The sequence below is a fragment of the Nonomuraea monospora genome, from assembly GCF_039531895.1.
In the GTDB taxonomy this organism is placed as follows: Bacteria; Actinomycetota; Actinomycetes; order Streptosporangiales; family Streptosporangiaceae; genus Nonomuraea; species Nonomuraea monospora.
In genome coordinates, this window is record NZ_BAAAQX010000017.1 from 201156 (window position 1) to 222594 (window position 21439).

A 21439-nucleotide genomic window follows, 5' to 3' on the forward strand; every position below is an offset into this window, starting at 1 on the left:
GCACTTCTGATCCCACCGTGCCCGCTTCACTGTGCGTCGTAACGGCGGCGCGCCACTGACCGGGTCAGAAAGCGTCTCCCTGGACGGGGGCCGGCCAGCGGCGGCGGGTGGGGCAAGCCCGCGAAGCCGTAAAGACTGAAAATACGCGAGCAGCCGCGCGGTCGCGCAGGATGGAAGACGCGAAGACCCCGCACGGCCGGAACCGGGCGGGGTCTTCGCCGGAAGCTCACCCGCGCGGGAACCACACGGGGTCTTCGCCGGAAGATCGCCCGTGCGGGCACCGCACGGGGTCTTCAGAGCGCTCAGCGGGTCTGCGTGATTCAGCGGGCCTGCATGATCTCGCGCATGAGGCGGGCAGTCTCGGAGGGGGTCTTGCCGACGCGGACGCCGACCTTCTCCAAGGCCTCCTTCTTGGCCTGGGCGGTGCCCGCGGAGCCGGACACGATCGCGCCCGCGTGCCCCATCGTCTTGCCCTCAGGGGCGGTGAAGCCCGCCACGTAGGCCACGACCGGCTTGGTGACGCGCTGCTCGATGTAGGCCGCGGCCCGCTCCTCGGCGTCGCCGCCGATCTCGCCGATCATGACGATCGCGTCGGTGCCCGGGTCGTCCTGGAACGCCTGGAGGGCGTCGATGTGCGTGGTGCCGATGACCGGGTCGCCGCCGATGCCCACGGCCGTGGAGAAGCCGAAGTCGCGCAGCTCGTACATGAGCTGGTAGGTGAGCGTGCCCGACTTGGAGACCAGGCCGATGCGGCCGGCGGTGGTGATGTCGGCGGGGATGATGCCGGCGTTGGAGGCGCCGGGCGAGGCGATGCCGGGGCAGTTGGGGCCGATGATGCGGGTCTTGTTGCCCTTGTCGACCGCGTACGCCCAGAACTCGGTGGAGTCGTGGACGGGCACGCCCTCGGTGATCACGACGCAGAGCGGGATCTCGGCGTCGATGGCCTCCTTGACCGCGTCCTTGGTGAACTTGGGCGGCACGAAGACGACCGACACGTCGGCGCCGGTGGCCTCCATGGCCTCCTTGACCGTGCCGAACACGGGCAGGCCCTCGTGCGTGGTGCCGGCCTTGCGGGCGTTCACGCCGCCGACGACCTTGGCGCCCGAGGCGAGCATGCGGCGGGTGTGCTTGGTGCCCTCACCGCCGGTCATGCCCTGGACGATGATCTTGCTGTTCTCAGTCAACCAGATGGCCATGGGTCACGCACCTACCGCAGCGAGCTCGGCGGCACGCTTGGCCGCTTCGTCCATCGTGTCTACCAGCTCGACGCGCGGGAGCGCGGCGTCGGCCAGGATCTGCCGCCCGAGCTGGGCGTTGTTGCCGTCGAGGCGGACCACCAGCGGGTGGGTCACGGCCTCGCCGCGGCTCTCCAGCAGCTTGAACGCCGAGACGATGCCGTTGGCGACGGCGTCGCAGGCGGTGATGCCGCCGAAGACGTTCACGAAGATCGACTTGACGCTCGGGTCGGAGAGGATGATCTCCAGGCCCGCGGCCATCACCTCGGCCGAGGCGCCGCCGCCGATGTCGAGGAAGTTGGCGGGCGACGGCTTGCCGGGGAACGCCTCGCCGGCGTAGGCGACCACGTCGAGGGTGGACATGACCAGGCCCGCGCCGTTGCCGATGATGCCGACGTCGCCGTCGAGCTTGACGTAGTTGAGGTCCTTCTCCTTGGCCTTGGCCTCGAGCGGGTCCTCGGCGGCCTTGTCGGCCAGCGCCTCGTGGTCGGCCTGGCGGAAGCCGGCGTTGTCGTCGAGGGTGACCTTGCCGTCGAGGGCCTTCACCTGGCCGTCGGCCGACAGGATCATGGGGTTGACCTCGACGAGCGTGGCGTCCTCGTCGACGAAGCAGCACCAGAGCTTCTCGATGAGCTCGGCGGCGCCGTCGAGCGCCTTCTCCGGCAGGCCGCCGGCCACCGCGATCTCGCGGGCCGTGGCGCGGTCGATGCCGGTGAGCGCCGAGACGGGCACCTTGGCGACCTTCTCCGGCGAGGTGTGCGCGACCTCTTCGATGTCCATGCCGCCGGAGGCGGAGCAGATCGCGAGGAACGTACGGTTGGCGCGGTCGAGCAGGAAGGAGAAGTAGTACTCCTCCGCGATCGCGCTGGCCTCCTCGACGAGGACCTTGTGGACCGTGTGGCCCTTGATGTCCATGCCGAGGATGGCCTCGGCCTTGGCCACGGCGTCGGCGGCGTCGTCGGCCACCTTCACGCCGCCGGCCTTACCGCGACCACCGGTCTTGACCTGGGCCTTGACGACAACGCGGCCGGTCAGTTCCTCAGCGGCCGACCGTGCCTCCTCCACAGTGTGGGCGACGATGCCGCGCGGCACAGGGATGCCGTAGTCAGCGAAGAGCTCCTTCGCCTGATGTTCGAACAGGTCCACGAGGGTCCGTCCTTGCTTATCCGACTGATGTTCGACGCCCCGGGCAACCCGTGCGTGCCGGGCGTTTCCGCCAGTGAAGCCTAGCCCGAAGCTTGACCTGCCCAGGTCACCGGGTCGCGGTTCTTCCGCTATGTGACGGTGATCTCACTTCCTCAGGATGACGCCTGCACGGAAATTGCATGAATTAGACGCCGTATGACCCGACGCTCGATATATGGTCGTGATCTTCCAATGGCAGGCTTGCCCCCCGCTCCTCTTGGTAATGCTGAAGGAAACCCCAATGAAGCGAATTCTCGCGGGTCTGACGCTGGCTTCGTCGGCCGCGCTCATGGCCGCACTGACGGCCGCCGCGCCGGCGCAGGCCGCGCCCGTGAACCCGGTGAAAGCCCTGCAGAAGCAGTACAAGGCCGGGCACGGGGTGCGGGTCTCGGAGACGTACCGGACGAAGACCAACGGAAAAACCGGGATCGTGCGGACGACCGCCGGCTCCCTGGGATTCGGCAAGTCCGGAGTCGTCGCCGCGGATCTGCGCTTCCGCGAGAAGGGCGGGATGGCCGGCCTCTCCCCGTCCCGGAGTATCACCGTGGGCAAGCACACGTTCGTCCAGGGCGGGATATACAGCGAGGGTTTGCCTGAGGGCAAGAAGTGGATCCGTTATCAGGACGCTTCGGTTCTGTACACCAGCCAGCCGCTCGACGTCTTCGACGCCAAGGTGCTCAAGGCGCTGGTCTCGAAGGCCAAGAGCGTCAAGGGTGGAACGTACCGGGGTGTGCTCACGTTCGGTGACGTGAGCAGGCTCTACGGCGAGAAGATCGACAAGAGGCTGGCCAAGATCAAGATCAGCTATGCCCTCGATCTGAACGCCAAGGGCCTGGTGACGGGGGTCCGCAGCGCCTACACGCTGGACTACGGCATCCTCGGGAGCACGACCGCCACCGCGAACACCACGTTCACGGGCTGGGGCGCCAAGATCTCGATCAAGGCCCCGCCATCCGACCAGGTGGTCGACCTCGACGAGCTCGGGAGCGACACGGAAGTGCCGCAGGAGATCCCGAACAGCTCGCTCGACTCGCTCGGCGGGATCGGATAAGCGCGATCCGCCGGGCCGTTCGACGGGGCCGGCCCGCCGGCCCCCGACTCCCCCTCAACCTCTGAAGGAAACTGCGCATGAAGCGAATCCTGACGGGCGTGGCGTTAGCCACGACCGCCGCACTGGTGACCGCCACCCCGGCGCTGGCAGCAGCGCCCAAGGACCCGGTCGTCGCTGTCAAGAAGCAGCTCGTCGCCGGCAAGGGCGTCAAGTTCACCGAGCGCACGACCGTCAGCGAAGGCGACGTCCGCGACATCTTCGTACGCCGCTCGGGCACCCTCCAGTTCAAGAAGTCGGGCATCGCGGCCTCCGACATCACCGGCAAGCTCAACATCAAGGCCAGCGACCTCGAAGGCCTCGACGAGAGCGGCGAGAACGCCGAGCTCACGGCGATGATCAAGGCCATGGCGCAGCCCGAGCGCACCATCAGGATCGGCACCACGTCCTACATCTCGGGCAACATCTGGGCGACGATGCTGCCCGAGGGCAAGACCTGGTTCAAGGCGGCGAACGGCCCCACCGGCGGCCTGCTCGGCACCTTCGGCCAGCCGCTCAACCTCGCCGAGCCCGCCACGGTCAAGACCCTGCTCAAGGGCGCCAAGACCACCGGCAGCGGGTACGCGGGCAAGACGCTGGTCCGCGACCTGTGGAAGGCCTCGCCCTGGCTGCGCGCCACCTGGGTCGACAAGCCCTCCGCCAAGGCCCAGAAGACCGCCATCAGCTGGCGCATCACCGTGAACAAGGCCGGCCTGCCCACCCGGGTCGTCGCCACCTTCCCGATGTCCGTGCTCGGCTCCGGCAAGGGCTCCGTCAGCGTGGACACCAGCTACACCGGCTGGGGCTCCCCCGTGTCGATCAAGGCCCCGCCCGCGGACGAGGTCGCCAGCCAGTTCAAGGACGGCGAGAGCGACATCTCCGACGCCCTCGAACTGCCGCTCGGCAGCATCGCCGGCTGACCTGAACGATGATCGAGCCCTCTTTCGCCTGACTGGCGGGAGGGGGCTCCTTCTGTTTGCGGAGGAGTGTTCATGAAGAAGGCAGTAGCGGTGGCGGTGGCCGCCGCGACCCTCGTCGGCGCGGTTCCCGCCCAGGCTTCGGCTCCCGATCCGGTACGGGCGGTCAAGCGGCAGTTCGTCGCGGGGCACGGGGTGAAGTTCTCCGAGACGTTGATCGCGGAGGGCAAGAAGGAGGTGTACATGCGGGTGACGGGCACCTACGGGTTCGGCCCGTCCGGCGTCGTCGCCGCCGACCTGACCCTCCGCAGCACGCTCGTCAGCAAGAAGCCGACCACCATGCGTCTCCTGGCGGTGGGGAAGCGGGTGTACATGCAGACCGACGAGCTGCGGAAAGACTTCCCCGAAGGCGTGAAGTGGATTCGCATGGAGGACACCGAAGGCCGGCTGCGGGCTCCGTCCAACCAGCCTGTGGACATCTTCCAGCTTCCCCAGCTCAAGGGGCTGCTCTCGCACGCCACCTCCGTGCGGAACGGCGTCCACCGGGGCACGCTCACCGGCAGGCAGGCGAACCAGATCAAGGCGAGCATGTCCACGAACGGGTTCGACTACCGGCTGAGCACCGGCTCCACCGGTCTGCCCACCCGCCTGCGCACCGCCGTCAAGGACTCGCTCTTCACCTCTCTGAATCACGTCGACACCAGGTACAGCGCCTGGGGGCATGCGGTGACGATCTCGGAGCCGTCCGATGACGAGGTGATCGACATCGACGACCTCTCCGCGGATCTTGCCGACGATCTGGTGGATGTCCAGGAGATTCCGGATGGGGCGCTCGGCTCGCTCGCGCACTAGTCGTTTGGTTGGGATTCCAGGTGAAGAAAGCACTGGCGGCGGCGGTGGCCGCCGCGACTTTGATCAGCGCCGTTCCCGCGCAGGCTTCCGCTCCCGATCCGGTACGGGCGGTGCAGCGGCAGTTCGTCGCGGGGCACGGGGTGAAGTTCTCCGAGGTCATGACCATGAAGGGCCGGGACAGGAAGCCGGAGTACCTGAAGATCACGGGGACGTACGAGTTCGGTGCGTCGGGGGTCGCCGCCTTCGACGCGACCGCCCGGATGACTTCCAAATCGGGCAAGCTGACGACCCTGCGGCTCCGCTGGACGGGAGGTCGGATCTACATGTCCGGCGGCACCTTCGACTTGCCCGAGGGCAAGAGGTGGGTGAGCGCCGATGACGACACTCTTGGCATGGACAAGCTGAACCCCTCCAGCCAGCCTGCCAACGTCCTCCGGCTCTCCCAGCTCAAGAGCCTGGTCTCGCACGCCGATTCGGTGCGGGGCGGTGTGTACCGGGGCATGTTCGGCAGTAAGCAGGCGGTGAGGGCCGGCTTCGGCCGCGACGCCGGATTCGGGCCCGCCCTGGTGTCCGGGTTCAGCTACCGGCTCAGCACCGACTCTGCCGGTCTTCCCGGCCGCCTGCGTACCGATAGGCAGTTTCCGGTCACCACGCTGCAGGAGTACACCGACACGAGGTACAGCGGGTGGGGTGACGAGGTAGAGATCACGGCGCCGCCTGAGGAGCAGGTGGAGGACATGGACGACGTGCTGGACTCCACCTTCGAGGAGACGTTCCAGGAGGTTTTGGAGATCGCCGACTCGGCTGTGGCTCGGGGGTAGTTGCGGGGCGCGCCCCGGGGCCGGGCCGGGGCGCGCTCATACGGCTGGCGGCGCTTCCGCACGCCACCGCCTTCAGCGGCCGATGCTTCCGCACGCCACCGCCCTGCTGATTGCCTTGGTTGATCCGGGAGGCGGCAGCGCTCGCTCACAGCCCGCTCGGGGACGCGACCCGCCCTGCCCGGGTCAATCGGCCCCCAGCCGGGAGTCCCGGACGCCCGCCCACTGCAGTGAGTGCCTGATCCCCTCCTCGACCGAGTACCCGGCCCGCCACCCCAGCAGCCGGTGCGCCCGATCGCTGCGGGTGTAGGCGCCGGCCACGTCACCGGGCCGGGCCGGGGCCTCGACGACCTCGATGGGATCGTCGACGACCCGGTTGAACGCGTCGACCAGCTCGCGCACCGTGGTGCCCGCCCCTGTGCCCAGGTTGATCACGTCGGCTTCCAGCTCGTCGAAGCGCCGCAGCGCCTCCACGTGGGCGGTGGCCAGGTCCCAGACGTGGATGTAGTCGCGGATGCCGGTGCCGTCGCTCGTGGGCCAGTCGGTGCCGGTGATCCGGAACGGGACGCGCTCCTCGTACGCCTCAATCATCTTGCCCAGGGCGTGGCTGGGCCGGCGGAGCTGCAGGCCCGTGCGCATCTGCGGGTCGGCGCCGATCGGGTTGAAGTACCGCAGGGACAGGATTCTAAGAGGACGGCCGGCGGCGATGTCGGCGAACATGCCCTCGCAGACCGCCTTCGTCCGCGCGTACGGGCTCTGGGGGTCGAGCGGGGACTCCTCGGTCACCGTGTGGTCGGCGCCCGTCTGGTAGATGGACGCCGAGGAGCTGAAGATCATGCGGGTGCAGCCGTTGCGGATCAGGTGGTCGGCGAACTCCAGGCTCTTGGTGACGTTCGCGCGGTAGTAGCCGATGGGGTCGGCCACGGAGTCGGGGACCACGATGAGAGCCGCGCAATGGACGACGGCCTCAATATCGGGATTTTCCGCAAATATCTTGTCAATCAGTGGGCCGTCGCTGATATCGCCCTCATAGAACAACCGGCCCTCGGCGAACTCCCGCCGCCCCGTCACCAGGCTGTCCAGAATGACGGGATCGATCCCGGCGTCCAGGCACGCCGATGCGATCGTGCTGCCGATATAACCCGCCCCGCCAGTAATCAAAACGCGCATTCCTGAACCCTAGCCATCCGCGACCGTAGGTGCGGTCGGCCTGTGGATAACTGCGGGGCATGGGCTGACGCGTTGGGGACAACCCCGGTCCGGCACGCACCGCAGCGCGGTCCTGCCTGGCATAGAGCCCAGCCCTGGCTCAGCGCACCAGCGGCATCAGCGCTACGCGGAACGCCACAGCCCGCCCCCACACGCAGGGCAGCCCAGCCCGCCCCCACACGCAGCGCGCCCAGCCCCTCCCGCACGCGGCGCGCCCAGCCCAGTGCACGCCGCACCCGTCCGCGCATCACGGCACGCGCCCGCCACCCGCCTGCACATCACGACACGCAGCCCCCCGCCCACCCGCACATCACGACACGCAGCCCCCACCCGCTCGCCCACAGCGCCCAGCACCTCCAGCTCCCCCACCCTCAAGACCGTCCCGCCCCCCAGGTCGCGATTCTGTGGCTTCCCGCTCTGGCCTACTCGCCCTCAACATGCGACATTTCCAGCTATGGGCAGGGACGTGCCAGTGGTCGTGTTCAGCCGCGAAGACCGCCGCAATTACCGCGAAAAAGTCCACCGATGCCTCGACGTCTTCGCCCAGATGCTGCGCGAAGCCCGCTTCGAGTTCGAACACCCCCTCGCCGGCCTGGAGATCGAGCTCAACATCGTGGACCATCTCGGCGAGGCCGCCATGCGCAACGCCCAGGTCCTCGCCGCGATCGCGCAACCGGACTGGGCGACGGAGCTGGGCCAGTTCAACATCGAGATCAACATCGAGCCCCAGACCCTGGCGGGCGACGGGGCGCTGCGCCTGGAGAACGACGTCAGGGCCAGGCTCAACCACGCCGAGGAACGCGCCCGTTCCGAGGGCGGCCACCTCGTCCTGATCGGCATCCTGCCCACGCTGCGCGAGCAGGACATCGGCGAGGGCACCCTCTCCGCGAACCCGCGCTACCGCCTGCTGAACGAGCAGATCTTCGCGGCCAGGGGCGAGGACCTGCACCTGGCCATCGAGGGCGTCGAGCGCCTCGACACGCACGCCGACAGCGTCGCCCCCGAGGCGGCGTGCACCAGCGTGCAGCTCCATCTGCAGGTCAGCCCCGAGACGTTCGCCGCGCACTGGAACGCGGCGCAGGCCATCGCGGGCGTCCAGGTGGCGGTGGCGGCCAACTCGCCGTACCTGTTCGGCAAGGAGTTGCACAGGGAGACCAGGATCGCCCTGTTCGAGCAGGCCACGGATACGCGGCCGGCGGAGTTGAAGGCGCAGGGCGTACGACCTCGGGTGTGGTTCGGGGAGCGGTGGATCACCAGCGTCTTCGACCTGTTCGAGGAGAACGTCAGCTACTACCCGGCCCTGCTGCCCCTCTGCGACGAGGAGGATCCGCATGCCGAGCTCGAACGCGGGCACGTCCCGCACCTGCACGAGCTGACCCTGCACAACGGCACCGTCTACCGCTGGAACCGGCCCGTGTACGCGGTGGTGAACGGCGTCCCGCACCTGCGCGTGGAGAACCGGGTGCTGCCCGCCGGGCCCTCCGTGGCCGACATCGCGGCCAACGCCGCGTTCTACTACGGGCTGATGCGCATGCTGCCGTACGACGAGAGGCCGGTCTGGAGCCAGATGTCGTTCAAGGCGGCCGAGGACAACCTCGGCGCGGCGGCCCGGCACGGGCTGGACGCGCGGCTGTACTGGCCTGGCCTGGGCGAGGTGCCGGCGGCCGAGCTGATCCTGCGGCGGCTGCTGCCCGTGGCGCGGGAGGGGCTGGCCAGGTGGGGTGTGCACGGTGCCGTCGCGGATCGGCTGCTGTCCGTCATCGAGGGGCGCTGCCTGACTGGCCGCACGGGGGCGAGCTGGCAGGTCGATCGGGTACGCGCGCAGGCCCGGTCCGGTGATCGGCACGAGGCGCTGCGGGGCATGACACTGGAGTACATCGAGCGCATGCACGCCAACGAACCCGTACACACCTGGGACGTGTGAACCCGTGATCCTGCCCAAGCTCACCAGGTTGTCCGCCGGCCTGGTCGTCATGGTTCTGGCCGCCGGCTGCGGCCTCGTCCGGTCGCCGTCCATGGACAGGCGGGGGGCCGACACGTTCGAGGACGACGTCGTCACCGCCCGTACGCTGACGGAGGAGTTCTGGAGCCGGCAGTTCCAGCAGCTCGGCCGCACATACCGCCCCATTGCCGACTTCATCCCGTACTCGGCCGACTCGGGCCCGAGCTGCGGCGACCAGCCCGCCGTCCCGAACAACGCCTTCTACTGCCCGCTCGGCCACTTCATCGCCTTCGACCAGGACTGGATGGAGGGGCTGTGGAACGAGATGGGCGACGGATCGGTCTACGTCATCATCCCGCATGAGTTCGGACACTCCGTCCAGGCCCAGCTCGGCACCGACTTCTCGCTGAACATCGAATCGGAGCTCCAGGCCGACTGTTACGCGGGCGGCACCCTGTCCGCGCTGGTCGGGTCGGGCGCCCTGACGATGGACGCCGGCGACGAGAACGAACTGTTCGCGAGCCTGGCGGCGGTGGGCGACCCCACGGACGACTGGCTCAACCCGGCGGCCCACGGCACGGCGGAACAACGGCAGGCGTCGTTCGCGAAGGGCTACCAGAGTGGGGTGGGCGCCTGCTGAGGACGTATGAGCATCAAGCCCGACAAACCCCGGTCGTATTCACAGGTCAACCCAGAGGATGATGTCTCTGATCATGACCTCGCTCTACCTTTGACCCATGGCACCGGAGGAGATCAGCTGGCTGCGCAGGGGCGCATGCAGATCCAGCGACCCCGACCTCTTCTTTCCCCTCGCCCCCACCCCGCTGCAGGAGGCGCGCGCCAAGGCCGTGTGTGCTGGTTGCCAGGTGGTGCAGGAGTGCCGGTCGTACGCGTTACGTGCCGGGGAGGCTGAGGGGATCTGGGGTGGTCTGACGCCGGAGGAACGCCGCCGCAGCCGTTTTCCGGAGGGCTGGCGCCGCCCCGCCGCCTCCTAGCCCTTCGAGGGTCTCCCACGGCCCCACAACCTCCGCCTGCCGTCCCGCCGGGCCAGCCCGAGGGAACGAGACGACGCAACGCTGGGCGGAGCGGGCGGCCGGAGCGCCCGGCCGGAGCGGGTGGCCAGAGCGGGCGGAGCGGGTGGCCAGAGCGGGCGGAGCGGGTGGCCAGAGCGGGCGGAGCGGGTGGCCAGAGCGGGCGACCGAAGCGGGCGACCGAAGCGGGCGACCGAAGCGGGCGACCGAAGCGGGCGGCTGGGGCGAGGAGGGAGCTGTGATCGGGGCGAGGGCGGAGAGCGTGGGCGGGGCGGCCAAGGCGACGACGGAGCGGGTGGGCGGGGTGGGACGTAGCCTGCAAGGGTGCTGCTGCGCTCGATTGCCGTCCTCACCGCCGCCAACATCCTCAACAACAAGATCGCCCCTCGCCTGGGCCCGTTGACCTCAGCCGTGGCCACGGCCGCGCTGGTCGCGATGGCGCGCAAGTCCGGTGTGTCCTGGAAGGAGCTCGGGTTCGAGCATGGCGGGCGTGGTGCCGTCGCCGGAGGTGCGTTAGTGGCGGCGGTGGCTGCGGTCTATACGGCTGGCGTCGCCATGCCTCGGACCAGGCCGCTGTTCCATGACGATCGGGCACTGTCGCTGTCGCGGGCGCGGGTGCTGGAGGAGGCGCTGCTGCAGGTTCCGCTGGGCACGGTGCTGCTGGAGGAGGTGGGGTTTCGGGGGGCGCTGTACGGGATGTTGCGTCGGCGGCATGGGACGGTGGCGGCTACGGCGGTTTCGTCGGCGTTGTTCGGGGTCTGGCATGTCTTGCCGGCCATTGACATGGCGCGTGCGAATCCCGCTTTGGGGGCTTTGACGGCGGGTGAGTCGCCAGGGCATTTGGATACGGCGCGGGTTGTGGCGGGGAGTGTGGTGTCCACGGGGGCGGCTGGGGTGTTGTTCTGTGAACTGCGTCGTCATCGGGGGTTGTTGACTCCGGTCATGCTGCATCTGGCCACCAACTCTCTTGGGTATGCCTTCGCGCGGATCGCGGCGAAGCTGCCGGGTCCTGACCGGGGGGATGCCGATACCAAGGTCTGATCGCATGTGCCGGGCGTCGACCGCAGTGCCGGATCCCGGCTGGACGCCCGATCGCAGCACCCGACCCTGACCGGACGCCCGATCGCAGCACCCGACCCTGACCGGACGCCCGATCGCAGCGCCCGACCCTGGCCGACGCACGATTGCAGCGCTCGGGCCCGCGACCGGACGCCTGGTTGCAGCGGCGGACCCCCGACCAGACGCCCGAGCGCGCTGCCCGGTCCTGGCCGCAGTGCCCCGGTCCTGGCCGCAGCGCCGGGCCCTGACGGCAGCGTGGGTTCTGGCCGCAGTGCAGGGTCCCGGCCACAGTGCGCGGTGTCAGCCGCAGTGCCGAGATCTGACCGCAGTTCCGGGTTCTGACCGCAGTGCCGGGTCCCGGGTGCAGTGCACGGTGCCCGGCCGCAGTGCCGACTTCTGACCGCAGTGCACGGTGCCCGGCCGCAGTGCCGGGTTCTGACCGCAGTGCACGGTGCCCGGCCGCAGTGCCGGGTTCTGACCGCAGTACACGGTGCCGACCGCAGGGTGAGGGCCGACTTCGCACACGCGGCCCCAGCTCCGAACCCCGAGCTTCGCGGTGCTGGGTCCGGTTCCAGTTCTGGGTCCGGCTCCCGGTTCCGAGCCCGGGGCGACACCCCCGGCCGTGGATCCGGCTTCGCAGTCCAGCCGTTCAGTGCCCCCGGCCCGGAATGGCCGTTCCACCCCTCCCGCCCCCAATTGCGACCACACAAAGTGAGCACCACCCGCCTCCCGGGTGAATCATTCGACACGCGCGGGGTGAAGGATTTCGCCCCGCGGCATCGTTTTCTCCCCCGCCCTCAATTCGCCCTGTGGCCTGGAGCCTCGCAGGCCTTAACGTCTCCGAGGCGCCTGTTTTCAAGGCTGTGTTCCCTGGAACGGTGCGCCTCCCCTACATCACGAAATAGCCGGAGGTACGGAGGTGGTGCTGCATGCGTACGGTAATCGACATCGACAAGGAGCTCATGGAGGCGGCCCAGCAGACGCTGGGCACGCCGACCATGAGAGAAACGGTCCACGCCGCTCTGCGGGCGGTCGTCGACAGGGACGCGGAAAGAACATGTGCGATCAGGGCGTTCGAGTTCTGGCGCACGGAGGGGAGCCCGGATCTGCTGGATCCGGAGATCACGAAGCATGCGTGGCAACGACAGGACTGATGTATCTCCTGGACAAGAGCGCCCTGGCCCGCATCCGGGTGAGCGAGGTGATCGCCAAGGCGATGCAGCCGCTGTTCGCGGCGCGGGCGGTGGCGACGTGCAGCGTCATCGACCTGGAGGTGCTCTACAGTGCCCGCGACTACGGTCACTACCAGCGCATCCTGCACGCCCAGCGTCAGTGCATCCTGCTGCCGGTGGATCAGGAGGTGCAGGCGCGGGCGATGGCGGTGCAGCGGCAGCTCGTCGAGATCTCCCAGCATCGGGGCATCGGGACGAACGAGTTGCTGATCGCCGCCTGTGCCGAGGTGCACGGGGCGACGATCCTGCACTACGGGCACTCGTTCGACATCATCTCGGAGGTGACGGGGCAGCCCTCGCTGTGGGTGGTGCCGCCCGGCTCGGTGCCGTAGTGGACGCCGGTTCCGAGGTGGACGCCACCGCCGAAGCGGGCGCTGACTCCGGAGGAGACGGCTGTGCCGAAGTGGTGGGCGGCCGTGCCGAGGCACATGACCGTGCCAAGGCGGCGAACGGTTCCGAAGCCTTACAAGGCGCTACCAGGGGGGCTCAGGCCGTGGGGACCACCTGGAAGCCCTCCGCGTAACGCCCCTCCCCGAACCCGGCCTGCTCAGCCCAAGCCGCGAACCGGCTCCTGACGAAGTCGGCGAACCCTTCAACATGTGAAACCTGGCTGACATGCGACTGCAAGGCCGCGAGCTTGCGGTCCATGGACTCGGTGATGTCCACCCAGTGGTTCGGCGTGGAACCCCCGTTCAGCCACACCTCGCGTACGGTCCACGCCTCCAGCCCCTCCTCCTTGGCCAGTTCCGGGAACGCGTACGGATTGCGCGCGTCCGGGTAGACCGCGTCCAGGGTGGCGCCGCCCACGGCGCGGTGGTCAGGGTGGCTGGGGGCGATGAACTGGTAGTTGCGGTCGGGGTGGTGGGTGATCACGAGGTCCGGACGGACCTGGCGGATGACGCGGGCGATGGCCCGTCGCAGCTCCAGTGAGGGCACGACCTGGCCGTCGGAGTAGCCGAGGAAGCGCACGTCGGTCACGCCGACCGCCTTGGCGGCGGCGAGTTGCTCGGTTCTGCGCAGCTCCGCCATGCCGGAATTGTCGAGGGTGCGTTCGTTCCCGCCGGCGTCACCGTCCGTGACCAGCAGGTACGTGACCTCCACGCCTCTGTCCACGAACAACGCCACGCTTCCTGCGGCGCCGAAGTCGGCGTCGTCGGGATGGGCGGTCACGACGAGTACGCGGTTGATCTCGCTTTCCGGCAACATGGCTCCCCTTTCGGACCTTACGTTGAGGACAACCGGAACCCCGCCGACGGCATTCCGGGCGCCGATTGTCGGTGGAGCGTCTTAACCTAGGTGGGTGCCGACCCAAGTCTCTGTTGACCACCCCTTGCTCGATGGCCTCAACCCGCAGCAGCGCGAGGCCGTGATCCATCATGGCAGTCCACTGCTCATCGTGGCCGGAGCGGGGTCGGGCAAGACGCGGGTGCTCACGCACCGCATCGCGTACCTGCTGGGCGAGCGGAGCGTGCATCCGGGCGAGATCCTGGCGATCACCTTCACCAACAAGGCCGCCAGGGAGATGAAGGAGCGCATCGACAAGCTCGTCGGGCCGCGTTCCAAGGCGATGTGGGTGATGACGTTCCACAGCGCCTGCATGCGGATCCTGCGCCGCGAGGCGAAGCGGCTGGGCTTCCCGTCCAGCTTCTCCATCTACGACCAGGCCGACTCGCAGCGGCTGATGGCCATGGTGTGCAGGGAGATGGAGCTCGACCCGAAGCGTTACCCGCCGCGCTCGTTCTCGGCGCAGGTCAGCAACTTCAAGAACGAGCTGATCGACTACGAGACGGCGCTCGACAGGGCGGGCTCGCACCTGGAGAAGACGCTCGCGCAGGCGTACAAGGCCTACCAGCTCAAGCTGACCGAGGCCGGCGCGATGGACTTCGACGACATCATCATGAACACGGTGACGTTGTTCCAGCTCTTCCCCGACGTGGCCGAGCACTACCGGATGCGGTTCAGGCACGTGCTGGTGGATGAGTACCAGGACACCAACCACGCCCAGTACATCCTGATCAGGGAGCTGGTCGGGCATCCGGAGCTGCGCACGAACGACGGCGAGCTGGTGCGCTCGGGCGCCGACATGTCGGAGTTGTGCGTGGTGGGCGACGCCGACCAGTCCATCTACGCCTTCCGTGGCGCGACGATCCGCAACATCCTGGAGTTCGAGCGCGACTACCCCGACGCCCGCACGATCCTGCTGGAGCAGAACTACCGCTCCACGCAGAACATCCTGGCCGCCGCCAACGCGGTGATCTCCCGCAACGAGTCGCGCAAGCCGAAGAACCTCTGGTCCGACCAGGGCGACGGCCCCAAGATCGTGGGCTACGTGGCCGACAACGAGCACGACGAGGCCATGTTCGTGGCCCAGGAGGTCGATCGGCTCAGCGACGAGGAGGACGTCAAGCCGGGCGACGTCGCGGTCTTCTACCGCACCAACGCGGCCTCCCGCGTGTTCGAGGAGATCTTCATCCGCACCGGCCTGCCGTACAAGGTGGTCGGGGGCGTGCGCTTCTACGAGCGCAAGGAGGTCAAGGACCTGCTGGCCTACCTGCGGGTGCTGGCCAACCCCGCCGACGTGGTGTCGCTGCGGCGCATCCTGAACGTGCCCAAGCGCGGCATCGGCGACCGGGCCGAGGCGATGATCGAGGCGCTGTCGTCCCGCGAGGGCATCACCTTCTGGGACGCGCTGCGCAGGGCCGACGAGGCGTACGGCATGGCCACGCGCTCGCTCAACGCGGTGAAGGAGTTCGTCGCGCTGGTCGAGGAGCTGATCGCCAAGGGCGCGGGCATGCCGCCGTCGGCGCTGGCCGAGGAGGTGCTGGTGGCCACCGGCTACCGCGCCGAACTGGAGGCGTCGGAGGACCCGCAGGACGAGTCCCGCCTGGAGAACCTCAACGAGCTCATCTCGGTGGCCTCGGAGTTCGAGGAGGCCAACCCGGAGGGCACGCTGGTGGAGTTCCTGGAGCAGGTGTCGCTGGTGGCCGACGCCGACCAGATCCCCGACGCGGACGGCGGGCAGGGGGTCGTCACGCTGATGACCCTGCACACCGCCAAGGGCCTGGAGTTCCCTGTCGTGTTCCTGACGGCCATGGAGGACGGCGTGTTCCCGCACGTCCGCTCGCTGGGCGAGCCGAAGGAGCTGGAGGAGGAGCGGCGGCTGGCCTACGTGGGCATCACCAGGGCGCAGGAGCGGCTCTACCTCACGCGGGCGGCCGTGCGCAGCTCGTGGGGCGCGCCGTCGTTCAATCCCGCCTCGCGCTTCGTGAACGAGGTGCCCGACCAGCTCCTGGAGTGGCGCACCGACCCGGAGAAGTCGGCCTGGAGCGCGGCCACGCGGCGCGAGCCGGCCCGCCCTGCCGCCCCGGCCAAGAGCTCGTCGGGAGGCGGGCGCAAGGTGCCTTCGCTGACGCCCGGCGACCGGGTCTCGCACGACGCGTTCGGGCTGGGCACGGTGGTGTCGGTGGACGGGGTCGCGGAGAAGACCAAGGTGAAGATCGACTTCGGTAGTGGCGGGGAGAAGACGCTGCTGCTGGCGTACGCGCCATTGGAGAAGCTCTAAAAGCCGCTGGAGGAGCTCTGAGACATGGCGGAGGGCCGCTCTCCTGCGAGATCTCGCGGGAGAGCGGCCCTCGGTCTTGGGTGGCGGCGGGTCAGCCCTTCAGGGCGCTGCCCTTCTTCCACTGGGTCCAGTTGAGCTGCCAGTAGCTCCAGCCGTTGTTCCACTGCAGCTTGCGCTTGGTGCCGGTGATCTTCACGACGTCGCCGCGCTGGGCGATCGTGTAGAACCACTTGGCGCCGGCCGGGGTGGCGCGCACGCAGCCGTGGCTCTGGTTGGAGTTGCCGAGGTACTGGTAGTAGCCGGCGCTCTGGTGGACGTACTCACCGCTGTCGGAGATGCGCACCGCCCACGGGATCTCCTCCTTGTAGTAGCGCGGGTCCTTGGGGTCCGTCACGCCCATCCAGGAGGAGGTCATGGTCTCCACGGCCTTCTTGCCCATGGTCAGGTGCACGCCGCTGGTGGTCAGGTAGACGTCCACGCCGTTCCTGATCAGGCCGCCCTTGCCGGCGCTGATCGGGATCTTCTTGGCCAGCTTGCCGTTGCGGTACACCTTCATGGTGTGCTTGCGGGTGTCGACCACGGAGATGTTCTTGGAGCCGACGGCGAACCTGCGGGAGACGTTCTTGGCGCCGGTGTTGCCGGGCAGCTCCGACAGGCGCGCGGTGAAGAGCACCTTCTGGTACGGCTTCCAGTACGTCTTCGTCCGGTAGATGACCTTGCGTGCCGACACCCAGCGCCACGCGCCCTCGTGCGCCTCTTCCGACTCGACGTCCAGCACCGACTCGACGGCCGCCTTGTCCTTCACGTCACGGTCGAACGTGACGATGATCGGGAACCCGACGCCCACCTTCTCGGTCTTCTCCCCCATGGGAGTGATGTCCGCGATGCCGACCTTGATCTTCTTCCCTGCGGGAGTGGAGGAGGTCGGTGTGGGGGCCGGGGTGGGGGCCGCCGCCGCTGCGGCGGGTACGGTCGTGGCCTGTGCCGTGGCCTGTGCCGTGGCCTGTGCCGTTACTGGGGCCGTGGCCTGAGGGACGGGGGCGCTCTCCGCCGCGCACGCCGTCGCGGCGACCAGTGCGACCAGTGCCGGAAGCATCCGGGTGACGCGCTTCAAAGGGGTTACTCCTGGACTTGTGCTTCGACTACCTCCTTGTGAGACAACTGGGAGTACTGATTCGTGTGCGAAAGCCCGATAACTATCCTGTAACGGTCCAAAACCACGTAACTGGGCAACGTGGGCTCGCGTAACGGCGGGCCACCACTGAAGGGTCAGCGGCCGTTACATGGAGGGCCGTCAGCCGGAGTACGGCGGGTGGCAGGCCACGGCAGCGCGTAAAACCAAGCGCGTAGAACTAGACGAGACGACGCGCGGTCGCCCAGCGGGACAGCTCGTGGCGGTTGGAGAGCTGCAGCTTGCGCAGCACCGACGACACGTGCGTCTCCACCGTCTTGACGGAGATGAACAGCTCCTTGGCGATCTCCTTGTACGCGTACCCCCGCGCGATCAGCCGCAGCACCTCCCGCTCCCGCTGCGTCAGCGAGTCGAGCTCGGGGTCGATGGACGGCGCCTCCGACGAGGCGAACGCGTCGAGCACGAAGCCCGCCAGCCGCGGCGAGAACACCGCGTCGCCGTCGGCCACCCGGTTGATGGCGTCGGTCAGCTCCTTGCCGCTGATGTTCTTGGTGACGTAGCCGCGGGCGCCGCCCCTGATCACGCCGATGACGTCCTCGGCCGCGTCCGACACCGAGAGCGCCAGGAAGCGCACCTGGGAGCCGGAGCCCAGCACCCGGCGCAGCACCTCCTGGCCGCCGCCGCCGGGCATGTGCACGTCGAGCAGGACCACGTCGGGCTGGTGCGCGGCGATGGCCTGGACGGCCGTCTCCACGTCCTCGGCCTCGCCGACGACCTCGATCGAGTCGCCCAGCTCGGCGCGCACGCCCGATCGGAACAACCGGTGGTCATCGACGATCAGTACGCGCGTCATGCCTTCTCCACCTTCATCGTCAACATCACTTCCGTGCCCTCGCCGGGCTCGGTACGCACCCGGGCCGTACCGCCGTGACGTTCCATTCTCCCGATGATGGACTCCCTGATCCCCATCCTGTCGAGCGGCACCGCCTCGAGGTCGAACCCCTTGCCCCGATCCTTCACGAAAATCGTGACCTCTTCACCCTCAACTTCCGCGTACACGGAAATGGAGGGGCTTTCAGAGTATTTGGCCGCGTTGACCATCGCCTGCCGGGACGCCTTCAGCATCGCGGCCAGCTTGCCGGACGGGTCGAGAGCGATGTCGCCGACGCAGACGACCTCGATGGGCACGCCGTGCGCGTCCTCCTCCTCCGCGGCGATCCTGCGCACGGCCGCCGCCACCGTGGCGTCGGCGTCCTGCTTGGGCTGGTAGAGCCAGTTGCGCAGCTCGCGCTCCTGGGAGCGGGCCAGGCGGGAGACCTCGCGGGGGTCGTGGGCGACGCGCTGGATGAGGGTGAGCGTGTGCAGGACCGAGTCGTGCACCATGGCGGCCACCTCGGCCCGCTCCTCCTGCCTGATGCGCTCGCGCCGCTCCAGTTGCAGCTCTTTCCACAGGCCGGCCAGCCACGGCGCGGCGATGACGAGCAGGCCGCCGACGACCACCACGGTGAACAGCAGGCTGTCTCTGACCTGCGGCAGCTCGCCCTCCGCGGCCAGGAACCCGGTCGCGCCGATGACGACCAGGGCGATGCCGATCAGCGTGCGCACCCGGTTCTTGCTCATGCTGCGCGAGGCGCCGCTCACCCAGCTGCTGCGGCGTTCCGGGTCGGCCTGCTGCCACAGGATGAGCGCGCCGATCCCGCCCGCCGCGAACGGCAGCAGCCCGATGCCGCCCTGGTTGGCCCCCGTCAGCCAGCCGAACGAGAACAGCGCCGCCCCGATCGCGCTGAACGCGGCGAGCTGGCTCCAGTCGCGCTGCGGCGCCGGCCCCTCGTGCGGCGCGCGCGGCGTCACCATCCACAACACCGCGTACGCCACCGCGCCCGCCCCCTGGACGACGGTGAGCAGCACGAACATCAGCCTGACCACCACCGGGTCAAGCCTGAGCTGCGCCGCCAGCCCCTGGGCGACACCGCCGAGCAGGCGCCCGTCCATGGGGCGCATCATCCGGCGGTAGGGCTTGTCGCCGCTCTGCTCGGCGAGTGTCTTCTGGTCAGCCATAACATGGCCATAGTCACACGTCGGGGACGCCACGGGCATCAGGGAACAACCCCCGGGTCGGGTCAGGGGTGTCCCGGATGCGAGGAGCGCACGCGTAGGTCCACGATGGTAGGCATGACAGAAGCTCCGCCCAGGCAGCCGGCCTCACCACCCCGCGAGCTGCGACGCAGCAGCGAGGGGCGCTTCCTCATGGGAGTGTGCGCGGGCCTCGGGCGGCACACCGGCATCGACCCCGTGGTGTTCCGCGTGGCCTTCGCGGTGCTTCTGCTCGGCTCCGGAATCGGGCTGTTCCTCTACATCTCGGCGTTCCTGCTCATGAAGGAGCCGAACGGGCGGCCGGGGATCATCGAGCAGTGGACGCGGCGCGACTTCGACGCCGAGGCCGTGATGGCGTTGCTGACGGCGGTGCTGGGCTTCGGTCTTGCGATCAACCTGGCGACGGTGTGGCTGGACACGGGCACGCTGGTGGTGGGGGTGTTCCTGGCCGTGTCGCTGCTGGCCGCGCACGCGAGCGGGGTGGACCTGCGGGCGCTGGCGCGGTCGATGCCCGAGCGGCTGAGCCGCCGGCCGGGGGCGGAGCGGGCCGCCGCCTCGTACGAGAGCGCCGCGCCGCCCGCCCCCGTACGCGCGCCCGCCGCGCCCGTACCGCCCCAGGCACCCGCCGCGCCCGTGCCACCCCAGGCACCGGCCGCGCCCACGCCGCCCCCGGCGGAGGACCTGCCCCAGGAGGGCGCGCCGATCCGGCAGGAGACGGCGATCTCGCGAGAGGCAGCAGGTCCGCAGGAGGCAGCAGGCTCGCAGGAGGCAGCAGGCTCGCAGGAGGCGGCGGCCCCTCAGGAGGCAGCGGCCCGGCAGGCGGCGGCCAGGCAGGCGGCGGCGGAAGGCGTGCCCGAGGCGGCACCCACGGCAACGCCCGAGCCGGCCCGCATGGCAAGGAACGAGGCGGCACGCGAGGCAACGTCCGAGACGGCGCGCGAGGCAACGTCGGAGGCGACGCCCGAGGCGGCGCCCGAGGAGGTGTCGGAGGCGGTCGCTCATGCGCGCGAGACGGACCGCCCCAAGGACGAGCCCCCCGCCTCCCCGTACGCGATCACCGCGGAACACCCGACGCCCGCAACACCCCCAGTCAACTACGGCAGCCACGGCGACCCGTTCGCCCCCAACGGCCCCTACCGCCCGCTCGACCCGGCCAGAAGACCGGGCGGCTACTCCCCGTACGACCCGAGCCTGTACCCCCGTCCCGTCCAGAAGCGGCGGCGCCCGAGGTCGTTCATCGGCCTCATCACCATCCTGCTCGCCTTGATCACCGGAGGGATCGTCGTGGCCGTGCAATCCAGGTCGGCGGCGGGAGTGAGCCCGACCATCGTCGGCGGCGCCATGCTCATCACGATCGGCGCGGGCCTGCTGGTGGCCGCCTGGTGGGGCCGCGGCGCGGGCCTGGTGGCGGCGGGCACGACGGTGACGCTGATCGTGGGCATGGGGTTCATGCTGGGCGGCGTGCCGAGGAACATCGGCTCGGCGGAGTGGGCGCCGGCGACGATCGCGGAGGCGAGCCGGCTGTTCGACGTCGGGATGGGCGACGGCCGGCTCGACCTGTCGGAGCTGGAGCTGCCACCGGGCTCGAACGTGACGGTCAACGCCGCGGTGTCGGTGGGCGAGCTGGTGGTGATCGTGCCGCCGTCGGCGCGGGTCGAGGTGCACGCCAGCAACAAGGTGGGCGACATCGTGATCGACCAGTCGCTCAGGGGCGGCGTGGACGTCCGGACGGACAAGGTGCTGGAGCCCGAGGTGAAACCGAAGGGCAAGGCGCCCACCATCGTGCTCAATTTGCGGGGCGGTCTCGGCGACATGGAGGTGCGGCGTGCCGCGTGAGGTCGAGCGGCGGCGTCGCCTGCACCGGACGGACTGGATGGCCCTGCTGAGCGGCGTGCTCTTCGTCGTTCTGGGCATTTTGGTGGTGACACGCGCGATCACGGATCCGCTGGTCCTCGTCGGGGTGCTGGTGCTGGGATTGGCCTGTGCAGGGCTGGTGGCGATCATCGCGAGGGTGATCCGCGGCAAGTAAGCCGGTGGTCCGTGGTGCGGAACGCTTGACCGGGAAAAACACCGGCGTAGGTTCG

The 21439-nt window shown here is 69.2% G+C and carries 20 protein-coding genes; 13 read left to right on the forward strand and 7 right to left on the reverse strand.

All coding sequences use genetic code 11. From position 1 onward, the window contains the following. Positions 1-320: 320 nt before the first annotated feature. The gene (sucD, locus tag ABD331_RS30660) at positions 321-1196 is read right to left on the reverse strand and encodes a succinate--CoA ligase subunit alpha (RefSeq protein ID WP_344482019.1); all 876 of its coding nucleotides are present in this window, start codon (positions 1194-1196) and stop codon (positions 321-323) included. Positions 1197-1199: 3 nt separating this feature from the next. Continuing rightward, the gene (sucC, locus tag ABD331_RS30665) at positions 1200-2381 is read right to left on the reverse strand and encodes an ADP-forming succinate--CoA ligase subunit beta (protein ID WP_344482022.1); all 1182 of its coding nucleotides are present in this window, start codon (positions 2379-2381) and stop codon (positions 1200-1202) included. Between the two features lie 214 nt (positions 2382-2595). Between sucC and ABD331_RS30670 the strand changes: the two genes are divergently transcribed. From ABD331_RS30670 to ABD331_RS30685, 4 genes are all read left to right on the forward strand, one after another. After that, a complete protein-coding gene (locus ABD331_RS30670) occupies positions 2596-3471 on the forward strand; it encodes a hypothetical protein (RefSeq protein ID WP_344482024.1) in 876 nt (291 codons plus the stop codon). A gap of 77 nt (positions 3472-3548) precedes the next feature. Then, positions 3549-4427 carry a hypothetical protein gene (locus tag ABD331_RS30675; RefSeq protein WP_344482025.1) on the forward strand — a complete coding sequence of 293 codons (879 nt, stop codon included), beginning with the start codon at positions 3549-3551 and terminating at the stop codon, positions 4425-4427. A 72-nt stretch (positions 4428-4499) separates the two neighbouring features. Next, positions 4500-5276 (forward strand): hypothetical protein, encoded by a 777-nt coding sequence (locus tag ABD331_RS30680; protein ID WP_344482027.1) that lies wholly within the window; start codon positions 4500-4502, stop codon positions 5274-5276. A 110-nt stretch (positions 5277-5386) separates the two neighbouring features. Next, a complete protein-coding gene (locus ABD331_RS30685; protein ID WP_344482028.1) occupies positions 5387-6097 on the forward strand; it encodes a hypothetical protein in 711 nt (236 codons plus the stop codon). 183 nt (positions 6098-6280) lie between these two features. Here the strand turns inward: ABD331_RS30685 and galE are convergent, their stop codons facing one another. Continuing rightward, positions 6281-7264 carry a UDP-glucose 4-epimerase GalE gene (galE, locus tag ABD331_RS30690; RefSeq protein ID WP_344482029.1) on the reverse strand — a complete coding sequence of 328 codons (984 nt, stop codon included), beginning with the start codon at positions 7262-7264 and terminating at the stop codon, positions 6281-6283. A 493-nt stretch (positions 7265-7757) separates the two neighbouring features. On the opposite strand from galE, the gene ABD331_RS30695 reads away from it, so the two are divergent. The 6 genes from ABD331_RS30695 (at position 7758) to ABD331_RS30720 (ending at position 12899) form a co-directional block, all read left to right on the forward strand. Further along, complete coding sequence (locus ABD331_RS30695) at positions 7758-9227, forward strand: glutamate-cysteine ligase family protein (RefSeq protein ID WP_344482032.1); 1470 nt, start codon at positions 7758-7760, stop codon at positions 9225-9227. A gap of 4 nt (positions 9228-9231) precedes the next feature. Beyond that, positions 9232-9885, forward strand: a complete 654-nt coding sequence (locus ABD331_RS30700; protein ID WP_344482034.1) for a neutral zinc metallopeptidase — start codon at positions 9232-9234, stop codon at positions 9883-9885. 97 nt (positions 9886-9982) lie between these two features. Then, entirely contained in the window at positions 9983-10240 is a 258-nt protein-coding gene (locus tag ABD331_RS30705; RefSeq protein ID WP_344482036.1) for a WhiB family transcriptional regulator, read from the forward strand. Between the two features lie 360 nt (positions 10241-10600). Then, on the forward strand, positions 10601-11317 hold the full coding sequence (locus ABD331_RS30710; RefSeq protein WP_344482038.1) for a CPBP family intramembrane glutamic endopeptidase: 717 nt from the start codon (positions 10601-10603) through the stop codon (positions 11315-11317). A 947-nt stretch (positions 11318-12264) separates the two neighbouring features. Then, entirely contained in the window at positions 12265-12489 is a 225-nt protein-coding gene (locus ABD331_RS30715; protein WP_148443368.1) for a type II toxin-antitoxin system VapB family antitoxin, read from the forward strand. Continuing rightward, complete coding sequence (locus ABD331_RS30720; RefSeq protein WP_148443369.1) at positions 12471-12899, forward strand: PIN domain-containing protein; 429 nt, start codon at positions 12471-12473, stop codon at positions 12897-12899. The genes ABD331_RS30715 and ABD331_RS30720 overlap by 19 nt, the downstream gene beginning before the upstream one ends. Positions 12900-13053: 154 nt before the next feature. On the opposite strand, the gene ABD331_RS30725 is transcribed toward ABD331_RS30720, so the two are convergent. Continuing rightward, positions 13054-13773, reverse strand: coding sequence for a PIG-L deacetylase family protein (locus ABD331_RS30725; RefSeq protein ID WP_344482043.1), 720 nt, complete (start codon positions 13771-13773; stop codon positions 13054-13056). Positions 13774-13897: 124 nt separating this feature from the next. Between ABD331_RS30725 and pcrA the strand changes: the two genes are divergently transcribed. Then, the gene (gene pcrA, locus ABD331_RS30730; protein WP_344482135.1) at positions 13898-16129 is read left to right on the forward strand and encodes a DNA helicase PcrA; all 2232 of its coding nucleotides are present in this window, start codon (positions 13898-13900) and stop codon (positions 16127-16129) included. Between the two features lie 91 nt (positions 16130-16220). Here the strand turns inward: pcrA and ABD331_RS30735 are convergent, their stop codons facing one another. The 3 genes from ABD331_RS30735 to ABD331_RS30745 all read right to left on the reverse strand — a co-directional run bounded on the left by ABD331_RS30735 (position 16221) and on the right by ABD331_RS30745 (position 19319). Continuing rightward, positions 16221-17243 (reverse strand): L,D-transpeptidase, encoded by a 1023-nt coding sequence (locus ABD331_RS30735; RefSeq protein ID WP_344482046.1) that lies wholly within the window; start codon positions 17241-17243, stop codon positions 16221-16223. Positions 17244-17481: 238 nt separating this feature from the next. After that, entirely contained in the window at positions 17482-18114 is a 633-nt protein-coding gene (locus ABD331_RS30740) for a response regulator (RefSeq protein WP_148443373.1), read from the reverse strand. Further along, complete coding sequence (locus ABD331_RS30745; protein WP_344482049.1) at positions 18111-19319, reverse strand: ATP-binding protein; 1209 nt, start codon at positions 19317-19319, stop codon at positions 18111-18113. Before ABD331_RS30745 ends, ABD331_RS30740 begins: the two co-directional genes overlap by 4 nt. A gap of 114 nt (positions 19320-19433) precedes the next feature. On the opposite strand from ABD331_RS30745, the gene ABD331_RS30750 reads away from it, so the two are divergent. Then, a complete protein-coding gene (locus ABD331_RS30750; protein WP_344482052.1) occupies positions 19434-21191 on the forward strand; it encodes a PspC domain-containing protein in 1758 nt (585 codons plus the stop codon). Beyond that, complete coding sequence (locus tag ABD331_RS30755) at positions 21181-21384, forward strand: hypothetical protein (protein WP_344482055.1); 204 nt, start codon at positions 21181-21183, stop codon at positions 21382-21384. The genes ABD331_RS30750 and ABD331_RS30755 overlap by 11 nt, the downstream gene beginning before the upstream one ends. Positions 21385-21439: the final 55 nt, after the last annotated feature.